The following is a 25,402-nucleotide window of genomic DNA, read 5'->3' as shown; positions in this document are numbered from 1 at the left end:
GGGTGCGGGTCCGGGACGGTGGCTGCGTCGGTGACCCGGGCCACCCCACGACACTTCGGCGACGGAATAGTTGACTCGTCAAATATGTTGTGGGCAGCGTCCGGGTGGCCACCGCGGCCCCGGTCTTCCCACGCGAGGAGCTGGTCATGCAGTTCGGAGTCTTCACCGTCGGTGACGTCACGGTCGACCCGACCAACGGTCGGGAACCGACCGAGCATGAGCGGATCAAGGCGATGGTGGCCATCGCGCTGAAGGCCGAGGAGGTCGGCCTCGACGTCTTCGCCACCGGCGAGCACCACAACCCCCCGTTCGTGCCGTCGTCGCCCACCACCATGCTCGGCTACATCGCGGCCCGTACCGAGCGGCTGTTGCTCTCCACCTCGACCACGCTGATCACCACCAACGACCCGGTGAAGATCGCCGAGGACTACGCCATGCTCCAGCACCTGGCCGACGGCCGGGTGGACCTGATGATGGGTCGCGGCAACACCGGGCCGGTCTACCCGTGGTTCGGGCAGGACATCCGCAACGGCATCCCGCTGGCCATCGAGAACTACGACCTGCTGCGCCGGCTCTGGCGCGAGGACGTGGTCGACTGGCAGGGCCGTTTCCGTACCCCGTTGCAGTCGTTCACCTCGACGCCGCGCCCGCTCGACGGCGTGCCGCCGTTCGTCTGGCACGGCTCGATCCGCAGCCCGGAGATCGCCGAGCAGGCCGCGTACTACGGCGACGGCTTCTTCGCCAACCACATCTTCTGGCCCAAGGAGCACACCCAGCGGATGGTCGGGCTCTACCGGCAGCGCTTCGCCCACTACGGGCACGGCAGCCCGGAGCAGGCCATCGTCGGCCTCGGCGGGCAGCTGTTCGTCCGGAAGAACTCGCAGGACGCGGTCCGGGAGTTCCGGCCGTACTTCGACAACGCCCCGGTCTACGGACACGGCCCGTCGCTGGAGGAGTTCAGCCGGGAGACCCCGCTGACCGTGGGCAGCCCCCAGCAGGTCATCGACCGCACGCTGGGCTTCCGCGAGTACGTCGGTGACTACCAGCGGCAGCTCTTCCTCGTCGACCACGCCGGCCTGCCGCTGAAGACCGTCCTGGAGCAGCTGGACATCCTCGGCGAGGAGGTCGTTCCCGTGCTGCGCAAGGAGTTCGACGGGCTGCGCCCCGCGCACGTGCTCGAGGCGCCCACCCACGCCTCGTTGCTCGCCGCCCGGGACGCCGCCGGCCTGGCCGGTAGGGAGGCGACCCGATGACCCGGCGCACCCTGGCCGTGGTCTCGGCCGGCCTCAGCCAGCCCTCCTCGACCCGACTGCTCGCCGACCAGCTCGCCGCGGCCGCCCGCGACGAGCTGGTCCGGCGCGGCCACGAGGTCGAGCTGCGCACCGTCGAGCTGCGCGACCACGCGCACGACGTGGTGAACAACATGCTCACCGGGTTCCCGTCGGCGGCGCTGCGCGATGCCCTGGACGCGGTGAGCGGCGCGGACGGGATCGTGGCGGTCACGCCGATCTTCAACGCGTCGTACAACGGGCTGTTCAAGTCCTTCTTCGACGTGGTGGAGTCCGGGTCGCTGGTCGACCGGCCGGTGCTGATCGCCGCGACCGGCGGCACCGCGCGGCACTCGCTCGCCCTGGAGCACGCTCTCCGCCCGATGTTCGGCTACCTGCGGGCCGTGGTGGTCCCCACCGCGGTCTTCGCCGCTCCGGAGGACTGGTCGGGCGGCACCGCCGACGGCGCGCTGCGCGGCCGGATCCGGCGCGCCGGCGCGGAGCTGGCCGACCAGGTCGAGCGGCGACCGCCGTCGACCGGCCCGGCCGACCCGTTCGCCCTCACCACCGACTTCGCGCAGCTCCTCGGCCGCCGGGACAGCTGAGCGGTCACTCCACCCGGTCGTACGGGTGGGCGACCAGGACCGGGCAGTGCGCGTGGTGCACCACCGCCTGGCTGACCGAGCCGAGCAGCAGCCCGGCGAAGCCGCCCCGGCCCCGGGTGCCGATCGCCAGCACCGAGGCCGCACCGCTCGCCTCGATCAGCCCCTGCGCCGCGCCGGCCGCCCGGACCGGGTGCTCGCGCACCACCAGGTCCGGGTGATCGGCCCGGACGGCGGCGGACGCCTCGGCCAGCAGCCGTACCGCCTCGGCCTGGTACGCGGCCTGGGACTCCTCGACCTCCTCCGGCACCGGACGGTCCCCGTCGGGCGGGCCGACGTGCACCAGCACCAGCGGCACGTCGCGGCGGGCCGCCTCGTCGGCGGCGTACCCGGCGGCCAGCCGGGCCGGCTCCGAGCCGTCCACGCCGACCACCACCGGCCCGTCCACCGGGATCGGCTGCTCCTCAGGGCGGACCACCAGCACCGGGCAGTGCGCGTGCGCGGCGACCTGGGCGCCGACCGAGCCGAGCAGCAGCCCGGCGAAGCCGCCCAGTCCCCGGCTGCCCACCACCACCAGCTCGGCGCGGCGGGACTCCTCGATCAGGGTGGCGCCCGGCCCGCCGGCCACCTGGCGTACCTCGACGGCCAGTCCGGGCCAGCGGTCGGCGAGCTCCGCCGCGGTCCGCTCCAGCATCTTCTCCGACTCCTCGGTCGGCGCCGGCAACCCCAGGTCGTACGGGTTGAGCGGCACCCCGTACCCGAGCGGGTGCAGGTAGCCGTGCACCAGGTGCAGCGGCCGGCGGCGCAGCGCGGCGGCGCGGGCCGCATGCTCGGCGGCGACCAGGCTGGACGGCGATCCGTCGACGCCCGCCACGACCGGTCGGTTCATCAGCCCTCCCACGACTCGTCAGCTCATTGTCGACGTACCCGGCGCACGGCACGGGCATTCGGCGCCGGCCCGCGCGCCGCCACCGGGCGTCAGTGCCCGGGCGTCTTCGCCCGGGGGCGTCGGCGGCGGCCGGACGGCGGCGGCCTTTCGGTCGCCGGGGCCGGGACCATCGGCCCTGACGTCGTCGGCCCTCACGGTGTGCAATGGAGTCAGGACACCGAGGTCCCCCGGCCCCGCCGAGGTGAGGAGGACCAGCCCATGACCCCGCTGGACATGCTGCGTGAGCACCCGTTCCTGGCCGGGCTGCCGCCGGAGTGGCTGCCCCGGCTGACCGGGTACGCCCGGCCGGTGGCCTGGCATCCCGGCCACCGGCTGTTCCGCGCCGGCCAGCCGGCGGAGCGGTTCTGGCTGGTCCGGGGCGGCGAGGTGGCGCTGGACTTCCCGGTGCCCGGGCGGGGCGACGTCGGCATCGAGATGATCGGTCCGGGCGGGGTGCTGGGCTGGTCCTGGCTCTTCCCGCCGTACCGCTGGCAGTTCGGCGCGGTCGCCGTGCGGCGCACCACGACGGTGGAGTTCACCGCCGCGGGGGTGCGCCGGTTGATGGACTCCGACGACGTGCTCGGCCGGCAGCTCACCACCCGGTTCATGAGCGTGGTGGTGGACCGGCTCCAGGCGTCCCGGGGGCGGCTGCTGGACCTGTACGGCTACCCGACCTCGTCGGCGAGCTGATAGGTCCGCTTCCGCTGCCGGGGGCGTGGCGCGCCGGCCGGCCTCCGCCCGCGCCGCCGGCCGATCAGGATACCCGCGGCGACGCCCAGCAGGACGACCGCGAGCGCCTGACCGAGGAAGGTCCCCACCGCGTACGTCAGGTCCTCGGGCCGGGCCGCCACGGGACCGTCGGCCCACTCGGCCAGCTGTGCGTCCAGCCCCGCCGCCAGCACCAGCCACCCCGCCCCGGCGGCGAGCGGGCCGGCCGAGGCCCGGGGCAGCAGGATCGCCAGTGGCACGGCCACCAGCAGCGCCACCTGGAGGGCGAGCGCGGCGACCGGGGTGCCGAGCCGGGGGTCCAGCGACGTCCAGACGTCGAGCGCCAGCGCGTCGGCGACCCCCAGCCGGGGCAGCGCCAACACGAGCAGCGCGCCCGACAGGGCCGCCCCGGCCGCCGTGACCAGGGCACCCCGGGTGCTCCGGCGCAGCGTCACCACCAGCAGCGCGAGGGTGGCCAGCGACAGCACCGCGACCGCCCACGGCGTGCCGGCCACCCGCAGCGCCAGCCGTCCGGTGTCCAGCGGTCCGCACTCGACCGGGTAGTGGTCGCACTCGTACGCCCGGCCGCCCACCCACAGCAGCGTCTCCCAGGCCAGCAGCAGCACGCCGACCCCGACCGGCAACGCCGGCAGCAGCAGGACCCGGCGACCCACGGAGGTGGTCGGGGCGGCCCGCCGCACCAGCCCGGTCAGCCACCGGCAGAGCAGCACCGCCGCCGCAACGAGCACGACCAGGCTCGGCAGCAGCGGCCACCCGTCCGGCCGTGGCTGGTGGACCAGTCCGGCGTACGGGGCGAGGCACGCCCCGGCGAGCAGTCCGGCGGCGAAGACCGCCCCGAGCGCGGCGGGTCGCCCCGGGCGCCCCGCGAGCTGCCGTCCTCGTACGTCGCGCCACACGCCGTCGGCCAGGAAGATCGCCGGCTGGATCGCGGCGAGCGCCAGTACGGCGAGCCCACCCCAGAGCACCTCCTCGCCCGCCGGTACGGCCAGCACCTCGTCGTCGATCATCAGGTCGACCAGGAGTTGCGCGTTGGTCAGCGCGACCGCGGTGAACACGCCGCCGGCGAAGAGCTGCCCGAGCGGGAAGGTGAGCGCGGCGGTCGGGTCGGCCAGCGCGGCGAGGCGGGTCGCCACGCTCGGGTGCCGGTCCCACAGCCGCTCCCACAGCCGGCTCGGCAGCCCCCGGGGTGCCTCAGGCCCCCGGTGCAGGGCGACCCGGATGCCGTCCGGGTCGCCACCGGCGGCGCGGACGTCGGCCTGGTGCTCCCGCAGCCGTAGGAACGCCCGGCTGGCGAGTTCGGCGAGGACGGCCAGCAGGGCCGCCCGCACCACCACGCCGAGCGCCCCGCCCGCCGTGAGCGGGCCCGGCACCCAGATCAGCTGGGCGAGCAGCAGCAGCCCGGTGCCCAGCGCGGTGGCCCGGGTGCTGATCCGCAGCACGGTGGCGAAGCGCAGCCGCAGCAGATCGTGGTTCTGCACATGGGCCAGCTCGTGCCGGAGCACCGCCTCGAAGACCGCCCGGCCCTCCGGGCCCTTCGCCGCCGTGGCGAGCAGTTCCGGCCCGAGCGCCACGTACGGCTTGTCGCCGGTGCCGCCGGTGAACGCCCGCCGTCCCAGCCGGGTGCCGAGCAGCACCGGGGTCGGCCGGCGCAGGGCGACCGAGGCGAGCACCTCGGCGATCACCTCCTCGGCGGCGCGGAACATGCCCGGTTCCAGCGGCCGGGTGTGGCGCCGCTGCCGCAGGGTCTGCCAGGCGAACAGCACCACGCCGGGCACCGCCATCAGGTTGAAGAAGTTCGACATCCGCACGAACATCTCGCTGCACGGGTGATTGAGCACGTCGCCGAGGCCGCAGCCGGGCCGGGCGAGCACGGTCAGCCCGAAGACGACGGCGAGCAGCACCGCCGAGCTGAACACCAGCGCGCCGAGCGGGAGCAGCAGGAAACCGGTCTCGTCCGGCCGTCCGCGCCAGACCGTGGCCGGCGCACTCACCGGTCGGGCTCCGGGTCGAGCACCAGGGCCGCGACCACGGCGTCGGCGATGGCCGCGGCGAGGGCCGGTTCGGCGCCCAGCGCGGTGGCCCGCGCGGACGCCATGGTCCGCACCCGGGCCAGCCGCTCCCGGCTGAACTCGGCCGGCGGGGGCGGCGCCGGCCGCCGGCGCAGCGCGCCGAACAGGCCGCGGGTGGCCCGGCCGCCGAGCTGTTCCAGCTCGCCCTCGGCGCCGCGCAGCAGCGCCCCGGTCACGGTCGCGCAGACCAGCGTCACCACCGGCGTCACGGTGGCGACCGCGTCGAGCACCCCGAACTCCAGCCGGCCGCCGTCGGTGGCGGTGTCCACCCCGGTCAGGTACGGCGCGGACAGCATCTCGAAGGCCGGCAGCTCCTCGGGAGCGAGGCGGGCGACGACGGTACGGGCGAGCGCGGCGGTCCGGTCGACATCGACGGGTCTGCGTGGCATGCCTCATTGGTAGCGGGCGGTGACCACCCGTGCCACGGTGGGCACTGTCCGTTATCCGTCGCCGTTTCGCGCCGGGTCGGCGCGCCGGTGCACGATCAACTCGTCCACCTCCAGCCGGCCGATGCGCAGCTCCCGGAGCACGGCTCGGCGTACCGCCAGCCGGCCGATCGCCAGCACGCCCAGCGCGGTGGCCCCGCCGGCGAGCGCGGACACCGCCAGCGACCCGATCGCCGCGGCGCCGATCGCCCGGGCGCCCACCGCCAGTGCGCCGGTCGCCACCGCGCCCACAACGCGCGGACCGACGACGCCCCGTCGACCCCGCCGCTCCCCGATCCCACGCATGTGCCGATCCTTCCCGCCAACGCCCCGCGCCACCCCATGGCCACCCCCACCTCCACCGGCCGGGTGACCCCCCCCCGACCGCCGAACGCCCCGACCCCGCCGGCCGAATCCGGGCGCACTTTCACGGAAAGCGTGGCTATCCGGCCCCGAATAGCCACGCTTTCCGTGAAAGTGCCGCCCCGCTGCGCAGGCGGACGGGGGCGGTGCCGGAAGGGGCGGGCGGGGTGGTTGGCGGTGCGGGGGTGTCGGAGGGGGTGCGTATCGTCCGGGGGCGTGACGGCCGACCTCCAGCTGCGCCCGGTGCGCGACGACGACCTGCCCGTGATCTTCGCCTACGAGCAGGATCCGCAGGCGAACTGGATGGCGGCCTTCGGCCCCGCCGACCCGACCGACCGGGCGGCCTTCGACGCGCACTGGGCGCGCATCCGCGCCGACCCGCGGATCGTGGCGCGCGCCGTCACCGTCGGCGGCGAGGTGGTGGGGCACGTCGCCGCCTTCCCGGTCGAGGAGCGCACCGAGGTCAGCTACTGGATCGACCCGACCCGCTGGGGCCGGGGGTACGCCACCGCCGCGCTCGCCGCGCTGCTGCGCGAGGTGCCGCAGCGGCCGGTGCACGCCCGCGCCGCCAAGGACAACCGCGCCTCCCTCGCCGTGCTGCGCAAGTGCGGCTTCGTCGTGGTCGGCGAGGACTCCGGGTACGCCGCCGGCCGCGGCACGGAGGTGCAGGAATGGGTGCTGGAGCTGCCCGCCGAGGCGGCTGACCAGCGCAACCACTAGTGTCCCCGGGGTGAACTGGCTGGAACTCGTCGGCTGGGCCGGCTCCGCGCTGTTGGTCTGGTCCCTGCTGCAGACGCGCATCCTGCGGCTGCGCGCGCTCAACCTCGTCGGCTGCCTGATCCTCATCGGCTACAACGCCGCCGTGCACGTGTGGCCCATGGTCGGTCTGAACGTGGTGCTCGCCGTGATCAACGTGTGGTACCTGCGGAAGATGCTGGCCACCCGGCACGACGAGGAGACCTATCAGGTGGTCGAGGTGGGCGTGGACGACCAGTTCCTGGCGCACACGCTGCGGGTGCACGCCGCCGACATCGCCCGGTTCAACCCCGACTTCCGGTGGGCGGCGCCCGCCGCCGAGCGGTCGGCGTTCCTGGTGGTCCGCGCCGACGAGGTGGTCGGCGTGGTGCTCTCGCACGCCGAGCCCGACGGGGTGGCCCAGATCGACCTGGATTACGTCACCCAGCGGTTCCGCGACTTCACCCCGGGGGAGTTCGTCTACCGCCGCAGCAGCCTCTTCACCGACCGCGGCTTCCGCCGGGTGGTCAGCCCGCCCGGCATGGTCGCGCCCTACTACCACCGGCTCGGCTTCCGCCCCGAGGGCGGCTCGTACGTGCTGGACCTGCCGACCTCCACCCCGGCGTAGGTCCGGACCCGCCCGGAGAGGATTCACCCGGGCCCGCGCTGGGCACTGACAGGCCTACGCCGGCCGGGTCCTCCGTCCGGCGGCGTCGGTCGCGTGAGGGAGAGAACCGGGCGTGCAGAGCTACTGGAGCCAACTGGCCCTGGTCGGAGTCCTGGTGGTCCTGAACGCGATCTTCGCGGGCAGCGAGATGGCGCTGGTGTCGCTGCGCGACAGCCAGGTGCAGCGGCTGGAACGCGCCAGCCGGGCCGGGCAGGTGCTGGCCCGCCTCGCCAAGGACCCGAACCGGTTCCTCGCCACCATTCAGATCGGCATCACGCTGGCCGGCTTCCTGGCCTCCGCCGCCGCGGCGGTCTCGCTGGCCAAGCCCCTGGTGCCGCTGCTCGGGTTCGTCGGCGGCGCCGCCGAGACGGTCGCCATCGTGGCGGTCACTCTGGCGCTGACCTTCGTCACCCTGGTCTTCGGCGAACTGGCGCCGAAGCGGATCGCCATGCAGTCCGCCGAGCGGTGGGCGCTGCTGGTGGCCCGCCCGCTGGACCTGCTGGCCACCTTCAGCCGGCCGGCCGTCTGGGCCCTCGGCGCCACCAGCGACCTGGTGGTACGCCTGGTCGGGCTCAACCCGAAGCACCAGCCCGAGGAGATCGGCCCGGACGAGCTGCGTGACATCGTCGCCGGCAACCACGGCTTCACCAAGGAGCAGCGCATCATCATCGCCGGCGCGGTGGAGATCGCCGACCGGCAGCTCCGGGCGGTCCTCGTACCCCGGTTGCAGGTCTTCACGCTCGACAGCGGGACCACCGCGGAGGCCGCCCGGCTGGTGCTGGCCGCCACCGGCCACTCCCGGGCCCCGGTGGTCCGGCACGGCGGCCTGGACGACGCGGTCGGTGTGATCCACCTCCGTGACCTGGTCGGCGTCCCCGACGACCGCCCGGTCGACGAGTGCGCCCGCCCGCCCATGCTGCTGCCCGACTCGCTGCCGGTGGTGGACGCGCTGCGCCAGTTCAAGGCGGAGCGGCAGCACATCGCCCTGGTGGTGGACGAGCGCGGCGCCGTCGACGGGATCGTCACGCTGGAGGACATCCTGGAGGAGATCGTCGGGGAGATCTACGACGAGACCGACCGGGACGTCCGTTCGGTGCGCACCGAGGCCGACGGCGCGCTGCTGCTGCCCGGCACCTTTCCCGTGCACGACCTGCCGGACATCGGTGTCGAGGTGCCCGCCCGCCCGGCCGGCGACTACACCACCGTCGCCGGCATGGTGCTGGCCTGCCTCGGGCACATTCCCACCGTCGCGGGGGAGAGCGTCACCATCGACGCCTGGGAACTGGAGGTGTCCGCGATCGACCACCGCGCCATCACCCAGGTCCGGCTGCGCCGCGTCGCCCCGCCCGCCGACGAGAGCACCGTCCAGGAGGAACAGCTCCTGGACGAGGCCCGCAGCTGACCCGACCGGCGGCGGGGCGTCCACCCGCCCGCCGGCCATCCGTGCCGGGGAGGACGACGGGAACCGGCGGCCGGACGAGCCGCGCCCCGCGAGCCGGGGCGGTGGGACCGGGTCAGGATCCCGGGTCCCCGAACGGGAAGCCGCGCACCGGCGGCAGGAGCTGCACCTGGTCGGCGGGGAGCTGCCGGCTGCTGCGGCTCCCCGCCCGCGCCACCACCCGGATCACCCACGGCCCCGACGGGTGCCGCTCCGCCCCGATCAACCGCCCCACCACCCGGCTCCACCAGTGTCGGGTGACGATCACGTCGGTCAGCCGCAGCCGGCCGTCCGGGAAGCCCCCGCGCACCACCACGTCCACCACCCGGCCGAGCCGCCGGCCGTGCAGGTCGTACGCGGCGCGGCCGAGCAGCTCACCCGCTCGCACGGTCGGCTCCGGGAATCCGGTCGATCAGGTGCCGGCGCAGCCAGGCCTCCGCCGGCGGCAGGGGCAGCTCGTCCGCGCGGATGCGCAGCCGTACCGCGCTGTCGATCCGGGCGACCTGGGCGAACGGGATCCGCAGCGCCCGCACGGGCGGGTCGTCGGCGAGCCGGTCGGCGACCGCGACCAGGAATCGGCCCGTCCGCCCACCGATCCGCCGGGCGAGCGCCGCCTGGCCGGTGAGCAGGAAGGCCACGTACGGGAACCCGTCGGCGTCGACGGCGAACTCCACGTCGTCGACCTTGCCGATAAGCCGGCCGTCGCGATCCACGATCTGCCGGTCCAGCAGCTGCCGGCCCAGCTGGAGCCTCATCGGCCCATGCCCGTCGTGACGGCCAGCGGGATCGCGGCCACCGACGCCGCCACGATCACCACCAGGAACACCGCGCCGAGCAGGTTCAGCAGCGGGCCGTTGACCCGGTCGCCGAGGTACGTCCGGTCGTTGGCGACGATCAGGATCGGCAGGTACGTCAGCGGCAGCGCCACCGCGCTGACCACCAGCATGTACTCGGTCAGCCGCACCGGGTCGACCGTGGTGAGGAGCACCAGCACCCCGAGCAGCACGCTGACCAGCAGCACGCTGTGGAAGCGGGCCGCGTCCCGGGGGCTGACCCGCTTGCCCCACTGCCAGCCGAAGTACTGCGCCGCCGTGTACGCCGCCGACAGCCCCGTCTCCAGCGCGGCGCCGAAGGTGACCGCGAAGAACGCCAGCGCGGCGATCGCCAGCCCCACCCCGCCGAACGCGATGACCACCGGCGCGGCCACCTGGTCGAGCGTCGACAGCGTGGTCCCTGTCGGGTGGAAGACCACCGCGGCGGTGGCCACCAGCGACAGGGCGAGGAACCCGCCCACGGGAAAGCCGACCAGCACGCTCGCCCGGGCGTCGGCCAGGTCCGCGGCGCTCCACTTCTCCTCCACCCCGCCCGAGGAGAAGAAGAACACCTCGTACGGGCTGACCGTGGAGGCGAACAGCGCCACCGCCACGAACCAGTACGCCGCCCAGCCCTGCCCGGCCGCGCCGGGGTGCAGCGCGCCCCGGGCCAGCGCGCCCCAGTCGGTCGGCAGCCGGAACAGCGCCACCGCGAACACCACCAGGGCCAGCCCGGCCAGCCCGAAGACCCGCTCCATCAGCTGGAAGCGCATCCGCCACAGCACCAGCCAGACCCCGAACGCGGCCACCGGCACCCACAGCAGGTAGCTCACCCGGGAGGCCAGCTGCAGGGCGAGCGCCACCCCACCCAGCTCGGCGGCCAGGGTCAGCACCGTGACCAGGTAGGAGGCGACCAGGTTGAGCAGCGCGACGCGCGGCCCGAGCCGCTCCCGGACCAGGTCGAACACCGCCCGGCCGCTCACCGCCGCGATCCGGCCGGCCATCTCCGCGTACGCGCAGATGCCGACCACCCCGGCCACCAGCACCCAGGCGTGCCCCATGCCGAAGCGGGCGCCCGCCTGGCTCGCCGCCACGAGGTCGCCGATGTCGACGAAGCCGCCGATGGCCGACAGCACGCCGAGCGTGGCGGCCAGCAGCTTCTTCACCTCGGGTACGCGTCGGCCGGCGTCATCGAGGCCGACGATAGCGGCGTGCGGACCCGCTTTCCCGGCAAACCGGGCAGGCCCGGTCGGGTCAGCCGGCGGTGAGGTTCTGCAGGCGGACCTGGCCGCGCGAGACCAGCCGGCCCTCCCCGTCGGTGATCTCCACCTGCCAGAGCTGCTGGCTGCGCCCCCGGTGCACCGGAGTGCCGACGGCGGTCAGCTCGCCGTCGCGGACCGCGCGGAGGAAGTCCGTCTGGTTGGACACGCCTACCACGGTGCCGCGGCCGCCGAGCCAGATCGACCCGCCGACGCTCGCCGCCGTCTCCACCACCGCGCAGTACACGCCGCCGTGCTGGATGCCGAACGGCTGGTGCAGCTCGGGGCGGACCTCCCAGCGGATGACCACCCGGTCCGGGCCGACCTCGTCCAGCTTCAGCCCGAGCAGGGCGACCAGCCCGCCCGTCAGGTCCGGCATCTCCACGACGTTCCTCCTCGTTTCGCGGAGCCGCCAGCCTAGTCAACCGCCGGAACGACCAAACCCGGTACGGTCCGATGCCCGGCATGGGGGAGAATCGGTGACCGTGACCGACAGCAACCTCCCGCACGGGCGGGACTCCCTGACCGAAGACCTGCGGTGGCGGGGCCTGATCCAGGACTCGACCGGCCTCGACGAGCTGCGCGAGCTGCTCGACAGCGGGAGCGCCACCTTCTATGTGGGCTTCGATCCGACCGCGCCCAGCCTGCACATCGGCCACCTCATGCAGGTCACCACCGCCCGCCGGCTCCAGCTCGCCGGCCACCGCCCGCTGCTGCTGGTGGGCGGGGCCACCGGGCAGATCGGCGACCCGAAGGAGAGCGCCGAGCGGACGCTCAACCCGCCGGAGGTGGTGGCCGGCTGGGTCCAGCGCATCCGCGACCAGCTCTCGCCCTTCGTGTCGTACACCGGGGAGAACGCGGCGCAACTGGTCAACAACCTGGACTGGACCGGCGAGATGTCGGTGGTCGAGTTCCTCCGCGACGTCGGCAAGCACTTCCCGGTGAACAAGATGCTCGCCCGGGAGGTGGTCAAGGCGCGGCTGGAGACCGGTATCAGCTTCACCGAGTTCAGTTACCAACTGCTGCAGGCCAACGACTTCTTCGAACTGCACCGCCGGCACGGCTGCCAGCTCCAGTACGGCGGCTCCGACCAGTGGGGCAACATCACCGCCGGCGTCGACTACGTGCGGCGCCGGGGCGCCGGCCCGGTGGAGGCCTTCACCACCCCGCTGGTGACCCGGTCCGACGGGACGAAGTTCGGCAAGACCGAGGGCGGGGCGGTCTGGCTCGACCCCGAGATGACCAGCCCGTACGCCTTCTACCAGTTCTGGGTCAACGCCGACGACCGGGACGTCACCCGCTACCTGCGCTACTTCAGCTTCCGCTCCCGTGAGGAGATCGAGGCGCTGGAGAAGGAGACCGCCGAGCGGCCGGCCGCCCGGTCGGCCCAGCGAGCCCTCGCGGAGGAGCTGACCACCCTGGTGCACGGTGAGCGGGAGATGGCCCAGGCTGTCGCCGCCAGCCAGGCGCTCTTCGGTCGGGGGTCGCTCGACGAGCTGACGCCCGAGACGCTGCGCGCCGCGCTGACCGAGGCCGGCCTGGTCCACCTGGACCAGCTGCCCGACGTGGCCGGGCTGCTGCGCGACTCCGGCCTGGTGCCGAGTCTCAAGGAGGCGAGGCGGGTGATCGCCGAGGGCGGCGCCTACGTCAACAACACCCGGGTGACCGAGGTGGACGCAACGGTCGCACCGGAGGACCTGCTGCACGGTAGGTACCTGGTGCTGCGCCGTGGCAAGCGGTCGTTCGCGGGGGTTGAGCTGCGCGGATAGTCGCCGCTTGATGGTGTGACGGGGGACGCGCCCGGCCGAGTTGACGATCAACTCGCCGGGCGCGTAACTTTCTCTCTGCCAGCGCGGAACGGACGAAACAGGCGAAAGTCCTGGTAGGCCGGAGCGCGGGAATGGTCTGGGGGTCGGCCGGGTTGCTATCCGGTACGGTCCTGGACCGGGCTCCCGAGGTTTGCGAAAGCCGGTGGGAGTGCGGGAATGACTCCGGGGTCGGATGGGTTGAGTCCCATGTGAGCTTGGACCGGGCGGTGCCCCGGATCGACCTGAGGGCCGATTTGGTGAGGCGGAACCGACCGGGTATGGTTCATCGCCGGTAGGGAACCGGGCGAGCGTGCGGGAGACCGCAGCGGCCGGCCTGTCGGAAGCCATGAGGACAGCGGTGAGAGCCGGTGGATTTGTGGTGCCCGTAATTGCGGTGGAAGTGGTGTGGATCGCGACAGAGCGGTTTGACACGGCGGATATCAGCGGGTAACGTGGTAAAAGTGCCCGGCGCGGAAAGCGCCGGTCGCGACAGAGCGTAAATGCCCCGGGTCGGGGGTCCTCTTCGGGGGTTTCCGGGCGGTGTGTGGTTGTTCTTTGAGAACTCAACAGGGTGCTTGAAAAGCCAGTGCCAATTATGATTTATACCCCGGACTGGCAGTTCTTCTTCGGGAGTGCTGTTGGTTGGGATTCCTTTGGCAACACTTTTGTTGTCAGGACAGTTTTTCGACAAGTTTTTGTTGGAGAGTTTGATCCTGGCTCAGGACGAACGCTGGCGGCGTGCTTAACACATGCAAGTCGAGCGGAAAGGCCCTTCGGGGTACTCGAGCGGCGAACGGGTGAGTAACACGTGAGCAACCTGCCCTAGGCTTTGGGATAACCCCGGGAAACCGGGGCTAATACCGAATACGACTGCTGACCGCATGGTTGGTGGTGGAAAGTTTTTCGGCCTGGGATGGGCTCGCGGCCTATCAGCTTGTTGGTGGGGTGATGGCCTACCAAGGCGACGACGGGTAGCCGGCCTGAGAGGGCGACCGGCCACACTGGGACTGAGACACGGCCCAGACTCCTACGGGAGGCAGCAGTGGGGAATATTGCACAATGGGCGGAAGCCTGATGCAGCGACGCCGCGTGAGGGATGACGGCCTTCGGGTTGTAAACCTCTTTCAGCAGGGACGAAGCGTAAGTGACGGTACCTGCAGAAGAAGCGCCGGCCAACTACGTGCCAGCAGCCGCGGTAAGACGTAGGGCGCGAGCGTTGTCCGGATTTATTGGGCGTAAAGAGCTCGTAGGCGGCTTGTCGCGTCGACCGTGAAAACTTGGGGCTCAACCCCAAGCCTGCGGTCGATACGGGCAGGCTAGAGTTCGGTAGGGGAGACTGGAATTCCTGGTGTAGCGGTGAAATGCGCAGATATCAGGAGGAACACCGGTGGCGAAGGCGGGTCTCTGGGCCGATACTGACGCTGAGGAGCGAAAGCGTGGGGAGCGAACAGGATTAGATACCCTGGTAGTCCACGCTGTAAACGTTGGGCGCTAGGTGTGGGGGGCCTCTCCGGTTCCCTGTGCCGCAGCTAACGCATTAAGCGCCCCGCCTGGGGAGTACGGCCGCAAGGCTAAAACTCAAAGGAATTGACGGGGGCCCGCACAAGCGGCGGAGCATGCGGATTAATTCGATGCAACGCGAAGAACCTTACCTGGGTTTGACATGGCCGCAAAACTCACAGAGATGTGAGGTCCTTCGGGGGCGGTCACAGGTGGTGCATGGCTGTCGTCAGCTCGTGTCGTGAGATGTTGGGTTAAGTCCCGCAACGAGCGCAACCCTCGTTCGATGTTGCCAGCGCGTTATGGCGGGGACTCATCGAAGACTGCCGGGGTCAACTCGGAGGAAGGTGGGGATGACGTCAAGTCATCATGCCCCTTATGTCCAGGGCTTCACGCATGCTACAATGGCCGGTACAATGGGCTGCGATACCGTGAGGTGGAGCGAATCCCAAAAAGCCGGTCTCAGTTCGGATCGGGGTCTGCAACTCGACCCCGTGAAGTCGGAGTCGCTAGTAATCGCAGATCAGCAACGCTGCGGTGAATACGTTCCCGGGCCTTGTACACACCGCCCGTCACGTCACGAAAGTCGGCAACACCCGAAGCCGGTGGCCCAACCCCTTGTGGGAGGGAGCCGTCGAAGGTGGGGCTGGCGATTGGGACGAAGTCGTAACAAGGTAGCCGTACCGGAAGGTGCGGCTGGATCACCTCCTTTCTAAGGAGCACCTTCACCCGAAAGGGTGTAAGGAGCCCGCGCCATCCGAATGTGGTGGCGGGGTGCTCAATGGCGGAGACACTGGCGAGTTCGTGCTCGGCAACGGCCGGGATCATCTAGTACAGCTGCCCCTCGGGGTGGTGGGAACGGTGTCCTGGTGCGGCTGGGGAGGAACGCAGAGCACCCTGTTGGGTCCTGAAAGAACAACCGATGGTTGTCTTTCAGAACCATGACCCCCGCCGTGAGTGGTGGGGATGGTTGCCAGGCATGACCTGGCCTCGCATACCGCCGGCGGATCGTCGGGTTTGGTGTGGGGCGGATCTGGTTGTGGGTTGGTCGTTTGTTGAGAATTGCACAGTGGACGCGAGCATCTTTGTGGTCAAGTTGTCAAGGGCGAACGGTGAATGCCTTGGCACCAGGAGCCGATGAAGGACGTGGGAGGCCGCGATAGGCCTGGGGGAGCTGTCAACCAAGCTGTGATCCCAGGGTGTCCGAATGGGGAAACCCGGCACCAGTCATGTGGTGTCACCTGCACCTGAACACATAGGGTGTATGGAGGGAACGCGGGGAAGTGAAACATCTCAGTACCCGTAGGAAGAGAAAACAAATTAGTGATTCCGTGAGTAGTGGCGAGCGAAAGCGGATTGAGGCTAAACCGGCTGCGTGTGATACCTGTCAGGGGTTGCGTGGTCGGGGTTGTGGGACCCTACTGAACAAGCTGACACTTGTTCGAGGAGTTACAAAGTCAGTGGCTAGTCGAACAGTCTGGAATGGCTGACCGTAGACGGTGAAAGTCCGGTAGGTGAAAGTTGCTGACCTTCTGTGGGTGTTCCCGAGTAGCGGCGGACCCCTGAAATCTGCCGTGAATCTGCCAGGACCACCTGGTAAGCCTAAATACTTCCTGGTGACCGATAGCGGACGAGTACCGTGAGGGAATGGTGAAAAGTACCCCGGGAGGGGAGTGAAATAGTACCTGAAACCGTTCGCCTACAATCCGTCGGAGCCTTACGGGGTGACGGCGTGCCTTTTGAAGAATGAGCCTGCGAGTTAGTGGCATGTGGCGAGGTTAACCCGTGTGGGGGAGCCGTAGCGAAAGCGAGTCTGAATAGGGCGATTCAGTCGCATGCTCTAGACCCGAAGCGGAGTGATCTAGCCATGGGCAGGCTGAAGCGCGGGTAAGACCGCGTGGAGGGCCGAACCCACCAACGTTGAAAAGTTGGGGGATGACCTGTGGTTAGGGGTGAAAGGCCAATCAAACTCCGTGATAGCTGGTTCTCCCCGAAATGCATTTAGGTGCAGCGTCGCGTGTTTCTTGCCGGAGGTAGAGCACTGGATGGTCTAGGGGGCCCACAAGCTTACCGAAATCAGCCAAACTCCGAATGCCGGTAAGTGAGAGCGCGGCAGTGAGACTGCGGGGGATAAGCTTCGTAGTCGAGAGGGAAACAGCCCAGATCACCAGCTAAGGCCCCTAAGCGTGTGCTAAGTGGAAAAGGATGTGGGGTCGCATAGACAACCAGGAGGTTGGCTTAGAAGCAGCCACCCTTTAAAGAGTGCGTAATAGCTCACTGGTCAAGTGGTTCCGCGCCGACAATGTAGCGGGGCTCAAGCACACCGCCGAAGCTGTGGCATTCACATTTCAACCTCGCTTGGACTTGATTCCTTGTGCAGGTGTGTGGATGGGTAGGGGAGCGTCGTGCCGCGGGTGAAGCAGCGGGGTGACCCAGTTGTGGACGCGGCACGAGTGAGAATGCAGGCATGAGTAGCGAAAGAAGGGTGAGAAACCCTTCCGCCGGATGACCAAGGGTTCCAGGGCCAGGCTAATCCGCCCTGGGTGAGTCGGGACCTAAGGCGAGGCCGAGAGGCGTAGTCGATGGACAACGGGTTGATATTCCCGTACCCGCGAAAGAGCGACCCTGACGAACCTCGCTGTGCTAACCACCCGAACTTGGTGAGGTCTTCGGACTGATCCGAGGGAGCGTGGGAACCTGGTGGGTAGTAGTCAAGCGATGGGGTGACGCAGGAAGGTAGCTGAGCCCGGCCGGTGGTTGTGCCGGGGTAAGCGTGTAGGCCGCACCATAGGCAAATCCGTGGTGCATGAAGGCTGAGACGTGATGCCGAGCCGATTCAGGTGAAGTCAGTGATCCTATGCTGCCGAGAAAAGCCTCTAGCGAGTTCTTAGCGGCCCGTACCCCAAACCGACACAGGTGGTCAGGTAGAGAATACCGAGGCGATCGGGCGAACTGTGGTTAAGGAACTCGGCAAATTGCCCCCGTAACTTAGGGAGAAGGGGGGCCGGAGACGTGAAGCCCCACGCGGGTGGAGCGTTGTATGGCCGCAGAGAGCAGGGGGAAGCGACTGTTTACTAAAAACACAGGTCCATGCGAAGAAGTAATTCGATGTATATGGACTGACGCCTGCCCGGTGCTGGAACGTTAAGGGGACCTGTTAGCTCTTCGGGGCGAAGCGGAGAACTTAAGCGCCAGTAAACGGCGGTGGTAACTATAACCATCCTAAGGTAGCGAAATTCCTTGTCGGGTAAGTTCCGACCTGCACGAATGGCGTAACGACTTCCCCACTGTCTCAACCACAGGCCCGGCGAAATTGCATTACGAGTAAAGATGCTCGTTACGCGCGGCAGGACGGAAAGACCCCGGGACCTTTACTATAGCTTGACATTGGTATCCGAATTAGCTTGTGTAGGATAGGTGGGAGCCGGTGAAGTCCATACGCCAGTATGGGTGGAGGCAATCTTGAAATACCACTCTGGTTGATTTGGGTATCTAACTTCGGACCGTTATCCGGTTCAGGGACAGTGTCTGGTGGGTAGTTTAACTGGGGCGGTTGCCTCCTAAAGGGTAACGGAGGCGCCCAAAGGTTCCCTCAGCCTGGTTGGCAATCAGGTGTTGAGTGCAAGTACACAAGGGAGCTTGACTGTGAGACTGACAGGTCGAGCAGGGACGAAAGTCGGGACTAGTGATCCGGCACTTGCGAGTGGAAGCGGTGTCGCTCAACGGATAAAAGGTACCCCGGGGATAACAGGCTGATCTTCCCCAAGAGTCCATATCGACGGGATGGTTTGGCACCTCGATGTCGGCTCGTCGCATCCTGGGGCTGTAGCAGGTCCCAAGGGTTGGGCTGTTCGCCCATTAAAGCGGTACGCGAGCTGGGTTTAGAACGTCGTGAGACAGTTCGGTCCCTATCCGCCGTGCGCGTAGGATACTTGAGAAGGGCTGTCCCTAGTACGAGAGGACCGGGACGGACGAACCTCTGGTGTGCCAGTTGTCCCGCCAGGGGCACGGCTGGTTAGCTACGTTCGGAAGGGATAACCGCTGAAAGCATCTAAGCGGGAAGCTCGCTTCAAGATGAGGTATCCCACCCACCTTTGGTGGGGTAAGGCCCCCAGCTAGACGACTGGGTTGATAGGCCGGAAATGTAAGCCCGGTAACGGGTTCAGTTGACCGGTACTAATAGGCCGAGGACTTGACTACAAAGCTGCTACGCGTCCACTGTGCAACTCCCGACAAACGAACAACACCCAGCAGAAGCTGGTCGAGTTGTTTGACATGTCGATAGAGTTACGGCGGTCATGGCGGAGGGGAAACGCCCGGTAACATTCCGAACCCGGAAGCTAAGCCCTCCAGCGCCGATGGTACTGCACTCGGGAGGGTGTGGGAGAGTAGGACACCGCCGGACAATCTTCCAGTCGAGGGCCGCCCCATCCGGGTCGGCCCTCGACTGCGTAGCGCCACTGATGGCGCAATGAGGAAGGATGTACCTGTGAGTTCAGAACCGCAGGGCGGAGATCGTCCGCGCCGTTACCAGGATCGCGCCGACCGCCCCGAAGGGCGAGGCGCCGGCCCGCGTCGGGATGACCGTCCCCCGTACCGGGGAGACCGCGACGACCGGGGCGGCCAGCGCGGCGGCTCCGGCGCCGACCGCGGCGGCCGTGAGAGCGGTGGCTTCCGCGGCGGTGACCGTCGTGAGGGCGGTTTCCGTTCCGGTCCGCGTGAGGGTGGCTTCCGCCGCGACGGCGACGCGCCGAGCGGTGAGCGTCGTGAGGGCGGTTTCCGTCGCGACGGTGACGCCCCCCGCAGCGGCGGCTTCCGCGGCGGTGACCGCCGTGAGGGTGGCTTCCGTTCCGGGCCCCGTGAGGGTGGCTTCCGCCGCGACGGCGACGCGCGGGGCGGTGAGCGCCGTGAGGGTGGTTTCCGCCGGGACGGTGAGGCGCCGCGTGAGGGTGGCTTCCGCGGTGGTGACCGCCGCGAGGGCGGCTACCGGGGCGGCGAGGCGCCGCGTGGTGGCGGTTTCCGTGGTGGCGAGCGCCGCGAAGGTGGCTTCGGTGGCGGTGACCGCCGTGAGGGCGGTTTCCGTTCCGGTCCGCGCGAGGGTGGTTTCCGCCGCGAGGGCGAAGCCCCCCGTAGTGGTGAGCGCCGTGAGGGTGGTTTCCGCCGGGACGGTGAGGCGCCGCGTGAGGGTGGCTTCCGTGGTGGTGACCGCCGCGAGGGCGGCTACCGGGGCGGCGAGGCGCCGCGTGGTGGCGGTTTCCGTGGTGGCGAGCGCCGCGAAGGTGGCTTCGCCGGCGGTGACCGTCGTGAGGGCGGTTTCCGCCGTGACGGCGAGGCGCCGCGCGGCGGTGGCTACCGGGGCGGGGAGCGCCGTGAGGGCGGCTTCGCCGGCGGCGACCGTGACCGTCGCGAGGGTGGCTTCCGCCGCGACGGCGACACCCGTGGCGGTGAGCGCCGTGAGGGTGGTTTCCGCCGGGACGGTGAGGCGCCCCGTGAGGGTGGCTTCCGTGGCGGTGACCGCCGCGAGGGCGGCTACCGGGGCGGCGAGGCGCCGCGTGGTGGCGGTTTCCGTGGTGGCGAGCGCCGCGAAGGTGGCTTCGGTGGCGGTGACCGTCGTGAGGGCGGTTTCCGCCGTGACGGCGAGGCGCCGCGCGGCGGTGGCTACCGGGGCGGGGAGCGCCGTGAGGGCGGCTCCGCCGGCGGCGACCGTGACCGTCGTGAGGGTGGCTTCCGCCGTGACGGCGAGGCACCCCGTGGTGGTGACCGTCGCGAGGGCGGTTTCCGCCGGGACGGCGAGGCGCCCCGTGGTGGTGGCTTCCGTCGCGACGGCGACACCCGAGGCGGTGACCGTCGCGAGGGCGGTATCCGTCGCGAGGGCGACACGCGTGGCGGCGAGCGCCGTGAGGGTGGTTTCCGCCGCGAGGGCGAGGCGCCCCGTGGTGGTGGCTTCCGTCGCGACGGCGACACCCGAGGCGGTGACCGTCGCGAGGGCGGTATCCGTCGCGAGGGCGACACGCGTGGCGGCGAGCGCCGTGAGGGTGGTTTCCGCCGTGAGGGCGAGGCGCCCCGTGAGGGTGGCTACCGTGGCGGCGAGCGCCGTGAGGGCGGCTACCGCGGCGGTGACCGCCGTGAGGGTGGCTACCGGGGTGGCGACCGGCCCGAGCGTGGCGGCGAGCGTGGCGGCTACGGTGACCGGCCGCGGCGTGACGACCAGCGGGGCTTCGAGGACCGGCGTCGCGAGGGTGGCTTCGGCCCCGACCGCGAGCGGCGGGACGAGGCCGAGGGTGGCCGTGCGGTCGCGCCGGCGCTGCCGGACGAGATCTCCGCGACCGACCTCGACACGGCCGTCCGCGCCGAGCTGCTCTCGCTGAACAAGCCGGTGGCGGAGACCGTCGCCCGGCACCTGGTCGCGACCGGTCAGCTGATCGACGAGGACCCCGCCGAGGCGCTCGCCCACGCGATGGCGGCCCGCCGGCTGGCCTCGCGGATCTCCGCGGTACGGGAGGCGGTCGGGCTGGCCGCGTACCACGCCGGGGAGTGGCAGACGGCCATCGCCGAGCTGCGGACGTACCACCGGATGACCGGGTTGCAGAGCCACCTGGCGGTGCTCGCCGACTGCGAGCGGGCGCTGGGGCGTCCGGAGCGGGCCATCGACCTGTTCCGGGGCGCCGACCGGGAGAAGCTCGACCAGGCTGTCGCCGTCGAGCTGCTGATCGTGGCCGCGGGTGCCCGGGGTGACCTCGGGCAGAAGGACGCCGCGGTGGCCATGCTCCAGGTTCCCGAGCTGACCACCGACTCGACCGACCCGTGGACGGCCCGGCTGCGCTACGCCTACGCCGACGCGCTGCTGGCCGTCGGCCGTCGGGAGGAGGCCCGCGAGTGGTTCTCCCGCGCCGCCGACGTGGACACCGACGGTGAGACCGACGCGGCGGAGCGGCTGCTCGAACTCGACGGCGTGCTGATCGAGGGCGACGAGGAGGACGACGAGCCGGCCGAGGAGGTGGCCACCGGTCCGGATGCGCCCGGCGCCGTGCCGGCCCAGCCGGACGTCGACCTGACGGCCGCCGCCGGCGACCTCACCGACGAGGACGACGACCGCGACGACGAGGACGAGGACGACGACCGCGACGAGGACGACGACTTCGACGACGAAGAAGACGACCACGACGAGGACGACGACTTCGACGAGGACGACGACCGCGACGAGGACGACGACCGCGACGAGGACGACGACCGCGACGAGGACGACGACCGCGACGAGGACGACGACCGCGACCAGGACGACGACCGCGACCAGGACGACGACCGCGACGCGGACGGGCTCACCGACGACGAGCTCACCGACGAATCGGCCACGGCCGTCGCGGCCGAGCCGCGCGCGACCGACGCCGAGCCGACCGTGAGCGACGCGGTGCCGCCGGCCGGCGACGAGCCGACCGGGCGCGGGTCGGAGTCGGAGTCGGACCAGCGATGACCGAGGTCGCCGGGGATCGGCTGGTCGACGGGTACACCCTGGTCGTGTTCGACCTGGACGGGGTGATCTACCTGATCGACCGGCCGATCCCCGGCGCTGTCGAGGCGGTCGGCCGGCTGCACGCCGACGGCCACGCGGTCGCGTACGCGACCAACAACGCCTCGCGCCGGTCGAGCGAGGTCGCCGACCTGCTCACCGGCATGGGTGTGCCGGCCGAGCCGCAGGAGGTGCTGACCTCCGCCGCGGCCGCCGCCGAGCTGCTCCGCGACCGGTTCCCCGCCGGGGCGCCGGTCCTGGTCGTCGGCGCGGAGGCGCTGCGGGCCGAGATCCGCGCCGCCGGGCTCACCCCGGTCGCCCGCGCCGACGAGTCGCCGGTCGCGGTCGTTCAGGGGTACGGCCCGCAGGTGGGCTGGGCGGACCTGGCCGAGGCGTCCGTGGCGATCCGTGCCGGGGCGATCTGGGTGGCCACCAACACCGACCGGACGCTGCCCAGCGGCCGTGGCCCGCTGCCCGGCAACGGCTCGCTGGTGGCCGCGCTGCGGCACGCCCTCGACCGAGCGCCGGACGTGGTCGTCGGCAAGCCCGAGGCCGCCCTGTTCGCCACCGCCGCCCGCCGCGCCGGTGCGGGCCGGACGCTGGTCGTCGGCGACCGCCTCGACACCGACATCGAGGGTGCCGGCCGTGCCGGGCTGGACAGCCTGCTGGTGCTGACCGGCGTCAGCGACGTATCCGAACTGCTGGCGGCGCCCGAGTCGCGCCGCCCGACGTACGTGGCGATGAACCTGGCCGGGCTCTTCGACCCGGCGGCGGTGGCCCGGGTGCCGGGCGAGCCGGACACCGGCGGCTGGTCCGCCGCCCGGGTCGACGGCGGCCTGGAGTTGCGCGGCGCGGGACGGCCGCTGGACGCCCTCGTGGCGCTCTGCGCGGCGGCCTGGTCGGCGCCGGTGGACGCCGCGGACGTGCGCCCGGTGACGCCGGAGGCGCAACGCGCCCTCGCGGCGCTCGGCCTGGCGGCCTGACCGGCCTGACCGGCCCGGCCGTCGCGGCCGGCGGATGCCGCGCCGGCCGTCAGAGCAGCTTGCGGAGCTTCATCAGGTCGAACGGGTTCGCCTTGATCGAGACCCGGCGGGAGGCGACCGCCCTGGTGACGTCGAGCTGACCGTGCACCAGGGCGACCAGGTCGTCGCTGCCGGTGATCAGGGCGATCTTGGCCTTGGGGTCGTCGCCGTCGGCCAGGTCGACCAGCCGACCGCCGGTGATCCGGCCGTGGAACGCGGTGTCCAGGTCGGTGACGCGGCAGGCGAGCGTGCGGTCCAGGTCGATGCGCTGGCCCACCTCGGCGTGGCGCTCCAACCGGCTCGCCAGATCGTGCAACGCCTGCCGGCACTCGTCCACGCTGGCCACATCGTCTCCTCACACCCGCCACGCCGTTCCTCGGCACCGTACCGCAATGGGTCGTCCGGGGCGCCCGGTAGCGTGAGACCCGCACACCCCGCCCCGCGGAAGGAAAACCGGCATGCAGGATGCGTGGCGCGCCTACCTCGAGCTGGCCATGGGCCTGACGGAGGCGCCCCGGAAGAAGGCCCAGGACGCCGCGCGGCGGCTGGTCGGCACGGGCGGCGCGACCGCCGCCCAGCTCCAGGCGCTCGCCGAGGAACTCGTCTCCACCGGCGCGGCCAACCGCGAGGCGCTGACCAAGCTGGTCCGCTTCGAGGTGGACCGGGCGCTCGGGGCGGTCGGTCTGGCCACCGCCGACGAGGTCGCCGAGCTGACCCGCCGGGTGCACGAGCTGGAACGGCAGCTGCGCGAGGCCAAGGGCGGCCCGGGCGGGCCGTTGCCGGGCACGTCGCCGGTGGGCGTCACCCCGTCGGGTGTCGCCCCCACCGGCGCGACCGGTCCGGCCACCGCCGGCCCCAGCGGTGGTGCGGCGGCCGGGGCCACCGGCACCGCCCCGTCGGCCCCGCCGGTCCCCGCCCCGGGCAAGGCGGTGGCGAAGAAGGCCGTGGCCAAGAAGGCCATCGCCAAGAAGCCACCGGCGTCGGTGAGCACCACCACCGGCGACGGCGTGACGTCGCCGGCCCGGCCGGTGAAGAAGGCCGCCCCGCGCAAGCGGACCACCGGCGGCGCGGAATGACGCCCGCCGACGGCCGGAGTGCCCGGTGAGCGCCCCCTTCCGCCCCGGGCCACCGCCCGGTGCGCGGCCGGGGGCGCGTCCCGGTCCGCCGTCCGGGCCTCGGCCGGGGCCGCCGCCGAGCGGGTACGAGGACGTCGAGGAGGCGCACCACCCGGCCGTCGACGCCGCCGTGCAGGCGATGATCAACGCCGAGGGGCTGCCCCCGGCCGACCAGATCGCCCAGTACGAGGCGGCGTACCAGACGCTGCGGGAGACCCTCGCCACCATCGACCAGGCCTGAACCGACCGGAGAACCACCCCATGGCACGTCGTACCCGCCTCGACGCCGAACTCGTCCGCCGCGGTCTGGCCCGCTCCCGGGAGCAGGCCGCCGCGCTGGTCGAGGCCGGCCGGGTCCAGCTGCGCGGGGTGCCGGCGCGCAAGGCCGCCGCGATGGTCGACCCGGCCGACCCGCTGCTGGTCACCGGCGAGCACCCCAGTGCCGAGTACGTCTCCCGGGGCGGCCACAAGCTGGCCGGCGCCCTCGCGGCGTTCGCGCCGGGCGGGCTGACCGTCACCGGGCGGCGCTGCCTCGACGCGGGCGCCTCCACCGGCGGCTTCACCGACGTGCTGCTGCGCGCCGACGCCGCCGAGGTCGTCGCGGTGGACGTCGGGTACGGCCAGCTCGCCTGGCCGCTGCGCACCGACGAGCGGGTGCGGGTCTTCGAGCGCACCAACGTCCGTACCCTGACCCCGGAGGTCATCGGCGGCGAGGTGGACCTGACCGTGGCCGACCTGTCGTTCATCTCGCTGCGCCTGGTGCTGCCGGCGCTGGCCGGCTGCACCCGCGCCGACGGCGACCTGGCGTTGATGGTCAAGCCGCAGTTCGAGGTGGGCAAGGAGCGGGTGGGTGCCGGCGGCGTGGTCCGCGACCCGGCGCTGCGCGCCGAAGCGGTGCTCGACGTGGCCGCCGCCGCAGCCGGGCTCGGGCTGGGCCTGGCCGACGTGGCGGCCAGTCCACTGCCGGGGCCCAGCGGCAACGTCGAGTTCTTCGTATGGTTACGCCGGGACGCCCCGGCGGCCGACCCCGAGCGGGTGCGGGCCGTGGTGGCGGCGGGGCCCGAGGGCTCGGCCACCGCCGGCGATCTGCCGGCGGACCGGACCGGGGAGGTGACAGGGTGAGCGACGAGCCGAACCCGACGAGCGGGGGACGAG

The 25,402-nt window shown here is 71.2% G+C and carries 21 protein-coding genes, 3 rRNA genes and 1 pseudogene; 15 read left to right on the top strand and 10 right to left on the bottom strand.

Annotated elements, in window-relative coordinates; translation table 11 throughout:
* Window positions 1–146: 146 nt before the first annotated feature.
* Window positions 147–1,253 carry an LLM class flavin-dependent oxidoreductase gene (locus GA0074696_RS20990; RefSeq protein WP_088964700.1) on the top strand — a complete coding sequence of 369 codons (1,107 nt, stop codon included), beginning with the start codon at window positions 147–149 and terminating at the stop codon, window positions 1,251–1,253.
* A complete protein-coding gene (locus GA0074696_RS20985; protein ID WP_088962680.1) occupies window positions 1,250–1,873 on the top strand; it encodes an FMN reductase in 624 nt (207 codons plus the stop codon). Before GA0074696_RS20990 ends, GA0074696_RS20985 begins: the two co-directional genes overlap by 4 nt.
* 4 nt (window positions 1,874–1,877) lie before the next feature.
* On the opposite strand, the gene GA0074696_RS20980 is transcribed toward GA0074696_RS20985, so the two are convergent.
* Window positions 1,878–2,759: a universal stress protein gene (locus GA0074696_RS20980; RefSeq protein ID WP_088962679.1), complete on the bottom strand. Its 882-nt coding sequence runs from the start codon at window positions 2,757–2,759 to the stop codon at window positions 1,878–1,880.
* A 258-nt stretch (window positions 2,760–3,017) separates the two neighbouring features.
* On the opposite strand from GA0074696_RS20980, the gene GA0074696_RS20975 reads away from it, so the two are divergent.
* Window positions 3,018–3,488, top strand: coding sequence for a cyclic nucleotide-binding domain-containing protein (locus GA0074696_RS20975; protein ID WP_088962678.1), 471 nt, complete (start codon window positions 3,018–3,020; stop codon window positions 3,486–3,488).
* Here the strand turns inward: GA0074696_RS20975 and GA0074696_RS20970 are convergent.
* From GA0074696_RS20970 to GA0074696_RS20965, 3 genes are read right to left on the bottom strand one after another with little or no spacing between them, the layout of a single operon-like run.
* Window positions 3,464–5,518: a M48 family metalloprotease gene (locus GA0074696_RS20970; RefSeq protein ID WP_172894365.1), complete on the bottom strand. Its 2,055-nt coding sequence runs from the start codon at window positions 5,516–5,518 to the stop codon at window positions 3,464–3,466. The two genes, GA0074696_RS20975 and GA0074696_RS20970, sit on opposite strands and share 25 nt — an antisense overlap.
* Window positions 5,515–5,985: a hypothetical protein gene (locus GA0074696_RS31220; protein WP_172894362.1), complete on the bottom strand. Its 471-nt coding sequence runs from the start codon at window positions 5,983–5,985 to the stop codon at window positions 5,515–5,517. The genes GA0074696_RS20970 and GA0074696_RS31220 overlap by 4 nt, the downstream gene beginning before the upstream one ends.
* Before the next feature lie 51 nt (window positions 5,986–6,036).
* Window positions 6,037–6,327, bottom strand: a complete 291-nt coding sequence (locus GA0074696_RS20965) for a hypothetical protein (RefSeq protein WP_088962676.1) — start codon at window positions 6,325–6,327, stop codon at window positions 6,037–6,039.
* 273 nt (window positions 6,328–6,600) lie between these two features.
* On the opposite strand from GA0074696_RS20965, the gene GA0074696_RS20960 reads away from it, so the two are divergent.
* From GA0074696_RS20960 to GA0074696_RS20950, 3 genes are all read left to right on the top strand, one after another.
* Window positions 6,601–7,104, top strand: a complete 504-nt coding sequence (locus tag GA0074696_RS20960) for a GNAT family N-acetyltransferase (protein ID WP_088962675.1) — start codon at window positions 6,601–6,603, stop codon at window positions 7,102–7,104.
* A gap of 10 nt (window positions 7,105–7,114) precedes the next feature.
* Window positions 7,115–7,747, top strand: coding sequence for a YgjV family protein (locus tag GA0074696_RS20955; protein WP_088962674.1), 633 nt, complete (start codon window positions 7,115–7,117; stop codon window positions 7,745–7,747).
* Window positions 7,748–7,859: 112 nt separating this feature from the next.
* Window positions 7,860–9,188, top strand: a complete 1,329-nt coding sequence (locus GA0074696_RS20950) for a hemolysin family protein (protein ID WP_088962673.1) — start codon at window positions 7,860–7,862, stop codon at window positions 9,186–9,188.
* Window positions 9,189–9,300: 112 nt separating this feature from the next.
* Here GA0074696_RS20950 and GA0074696_RS20945 read toward each other — a convergent pair whose 3' ends face one another.
* The 4 genes from GA0074696_RS20945 to GA0074696_RS20930 form a co-directional block, all read right to left on the bottom strand.
* Window positions 9,301–9,612: a hypothetical protein gene (locus GA0074696_RS20945; RefSeq protein WP_088962672.1), complete on the bottom strand. Its 312-nt coding sequence runs from the start codon at window positions 9,610–9,612 to the stop codon at window positions 9,301–9,303.
* A complete protein-coding gene (locus GA0074696_RS20940) occupies window positions 9,599–9,979 on the bottom strand; it encodes a hypothetical protein (protein WP_088962671.1) in 381 nt (126 codons plus the stop codon). The genes GA0074696_RS20945 and GA0074696_RS20940 overlap by 14 nt, the downstream gene beginning before the upstream one ends.
* The gene (locus tag GA0074696_RS20935) at window positions 9,976–11,202 is read right to left on the bottom strand and encodes an NRAMP family divalent metal transporter (protein WP_088962670.1); all 1,227 of its coding nucleotides are present in this window, start codon (window positions 11,200–11,202) and stop codon (window positions 9,976–9,978) included. The genes GA0074696_RS20940 and GA0074696_RS20935 overlap by 4 nt, the downstream gene beginning before the upstream one ends.
* Window positions 11,203–11,290: 88 nt before the next feature.
* On the bottom strand, window positions 11,291–11,674 hold the full coding sequence (locus GA0074696_RS20930; RefSeq protein WP_172894699.1) for a PaaI family thioesterase: 384 nt from the start codon (window positions 11,672–11,674) through the stop codon (window positions 11,291–11,293).
* A 106-nt stretch (window positions 11,675–11,780) separates the two neighbouring features.
* Between GA0074696_RS20930 and tyrS the strand changes: the two genes are divergently transcribed.
* The 4 genes from tyrS to rrf all read left to right on the top strand — a co-directional run bounded on the left by tyrS (window position 11,781) and on the right by rrf (window position 19,008).
* Window positions 11,781–13,064, top strand: coding sequence for a tyrosine--tRNA ligase (gene tyrS, locus GA0074696_RS20925; protein ID WP_088964699.1), 1,284 nt, complete (start codon window positions 11,781–11,783; stop codon window positions 13,062–13,064).
* 734 nt (window positions 13,065–13,798) lie between these two features.
* A 16S ribosomal RNA gene (locus GA0074696_RS20920) occupies window positions 13,799–15,315 on the top strand.
* A gap of 377 nt (window positions 15,316–15,692) precedes the next feature.
* A 23S ribosomal RNA gene (locus tag GA0074696_RS20915) occupies window positions 15,693–18,803 on the top strand.
* Between the two features lie 88 nt (window positions 18,804–18,891).
* Window positions 18,892–19,008: ribosomal RNA gene (gene rrf / locus GA0074696_RS20910) — 5S ribosomal RNA — on the top strand.
* Together the 16S, 23S and 5S rRNA genes form the textbook arrangement of a ribosomal RNA operon.
* Window positions 19,009–19,098: 90 nt before the next feature.
* On the opposite strand, the gene GA0074696_RS20905 is transcribed toward rrf, so the two are convergent.
* Complete coding sequence (locus GA0074696_RS20905) at window positions 19,099–21,057, bottom strand: hypothetical protein (protein ID WP_157746079.1); 1,959 nt, start codon at window positions 21,055–21,057, stop codon at window positions 19,099–19,101.
* A gap of 3 nt (window positions 21,058–21,060) precedes the next feature.
* Here GA0074696_RS20905 and GA0074696_RS32665 point away from each other — a divergent pair.
* Together GA0074696_RS32665 and GA0074696_RS20895 are read left to right on the top strand one after the other, a co-directional pair.
* Window positions 21,061–21,652 (top strand): annotated as a pseudogene (locus GA0074696_RS32665) (hypothetical protein); the annotation flags it as partial.
* A 418-nt stretch (window positions 21,653–22,070) separates the two neighbouring features.
* Complete coding sequence (locus GA0074696_RS20895) at window positions 22,071–23,093, top strand: HAD-IIA family hydrolase (protein WP_088962666.1); 1,023 nt, start codon at window positions 22,071–22,073, stop codon at window positions 23,091–23,093.
* Between the two features lie 49 nt (window positions 23,094–23,142).
* On the opposite strand, the gene GA0074696_RS20890 is transcribed toward GA0074696_RS20895, so the two are convergent.
* Window positions 23,143–23,478 carry an SCP2 sterol-binding domain-containing protein gene (locus tag GA0074696_RS20890; protein WP_088962665.1) on the bottom strand — a complete coding sequence of 112 codons (336 nt, stop codon included), beginning with the start codon at window positions 23,476–23,478 and terminating at the stop codon, window positions 23,143–23,145.
* Between the two features lie 112 nt (window positions 23,479–23,590).
* On the opposite strand from GA0074696_RS20890, the gene GA0074696_RS20885 reads away from it, so the two are divergent.
* Genes GA0074696_RS20885 through GA0074696_RS20875 form a run of 3 tightly spaced genes read left to right on the top strand, consistent with a single transcriptional unit; the run spans window position 23,591 to window position 25,369 of the window.
* Window positions 23,591–24,208 carry a phasin family protein gene (locus GA0074696_RS20885; RefSeq protein ID WP_088962664.1) on the top strand — a complete coding sequence of 206 codons (618 nt, stop codon included), beginning with the start codon at window positions 23,591–23,593 and terminating at the stop codon, window positions 24,206–24,208.
* Window positions 24,209–24,233: 25 nt separating this feature from the next.
* Complete coding sequence (locus GA0074696_RS20880; RefSeq protein ID WP_088962663.1) at window positions 24,234–24,488, top strand: hypothetical protein; 255 nt, start codon at window positions 24,234–24,236, stop codon at window positions 24,486–24,488.
* 20 nt (window positions 24,489–24,508) lie between these two features.
* The gene (locus tag GA0074696_RS20875; RefSeq protein WP_088962662.1) at window positions 24,509–25,369 is read left to right on the top strand and encodes a TlyA family RNA methyltransferase; all 861 of its coding nucleotides are present in this window, start codon (window positions 24,509–24,511) and stop codon (window positions 25,367–25,369) included.
* Window positions 25,370–25,402: the final 33 nt, after the last annotated feature.

This window comes from Micromonospora purpureochromogenes, from assembly GCF_900091515.1.
GTDB lineage: Bacteria > Actinomycetota > Actinomycetes > Mycobacteriales > Micromonosporaceae > Micromonospora > Micromonospora purpureochromogenes.
This window is presented reverse-complemented; position numbering and strand designations above follow the sequence as displayed.

Excerpts from the sequence above, each read along its gene's own strand:
- GA0074696_RS20990 (WP_088964700.1), top strand. The coding sequence starts at position 147 with ATGCAGTTCGGAGTCTTCACCGTCGGTGACGTCACGGTCGACCCGACC.
- GA0074696_RS20985 (WP_088962680.1), top strand. The coding sequence starts at position 1,250 with ATGACCCGGCGCACCCTGGCCGTGGTCTCGGCCGGCCTCAGCCAGCCC.
- GA0074696_RS20980 (WP_088962679.1), bottom strand. The coding sequence starts at position 2,759 with ATGAACCGACCGGTCGTGGCGGGCGTCGACGGATCGCCGTCCAGCCTG.
- GA0074696_RS20975 (WP_088962678.1), top strand. The coding sequence starts at position 3,018 with ATGACCCCGCTGGACATGCTGCGTGAGCACCCGTTCCTGGCCGGGCTG.
- GA0074696_RS31220 (WP_172894362.1), bottom strand. The coding sequence starts at position 5,985 with ATGCCACGCAGACCCGTCGATGTCGACCGGACCGCCGCGCTCGCCCGT.
- GA0074696_RS20965 (WP_088962676.1), bottom strand. The coding sequence starts at position 6,327 with ATGCGTGGGATCGGGGAGCGGCGGGGTCGACGGGGCGTCGTCGGTCCG.
- GA0074696_RS20940 (WP_088962671.1), bottom strand. The coding sequence starts at position 9,979 with ATGAGGCTCCAGCTGGGCCGGCAGCTGCTGGACCGGCAGATCGTGGAT.
- GA0074696_RS20930 (WP_172894699.1), bottom strand. The coding sequence starts at position 11,674 with ATGCCGGACCTGACGGGCGGGCTGGTCGCCCTGCTCGGGCTGAAGCTG.
- GA0074696_RS20895 (WP_088962666.1), top strand. The coding sequence starts at position 22,071 with ATGACCGAGGTCGCCGGGGATCGGCTGGTCGACGGGTACACCCTGGTC.
- GA0074696_RS20885 (WP_088962664.1), top strand. The coding sequence starts at position 23,591 with ATGCAGGATGCGTGGCGCGCCTACCTCGAGCTGGCCATGGGCCTGACG.
- GA0074696_RS20875 (WP_088962662.1), top strand. The coding sequence starts at position 24,509 with ATGGCACGTCGTACCCGCCTCGACGCCGAACTCGTCCGCCGCGGTCTG.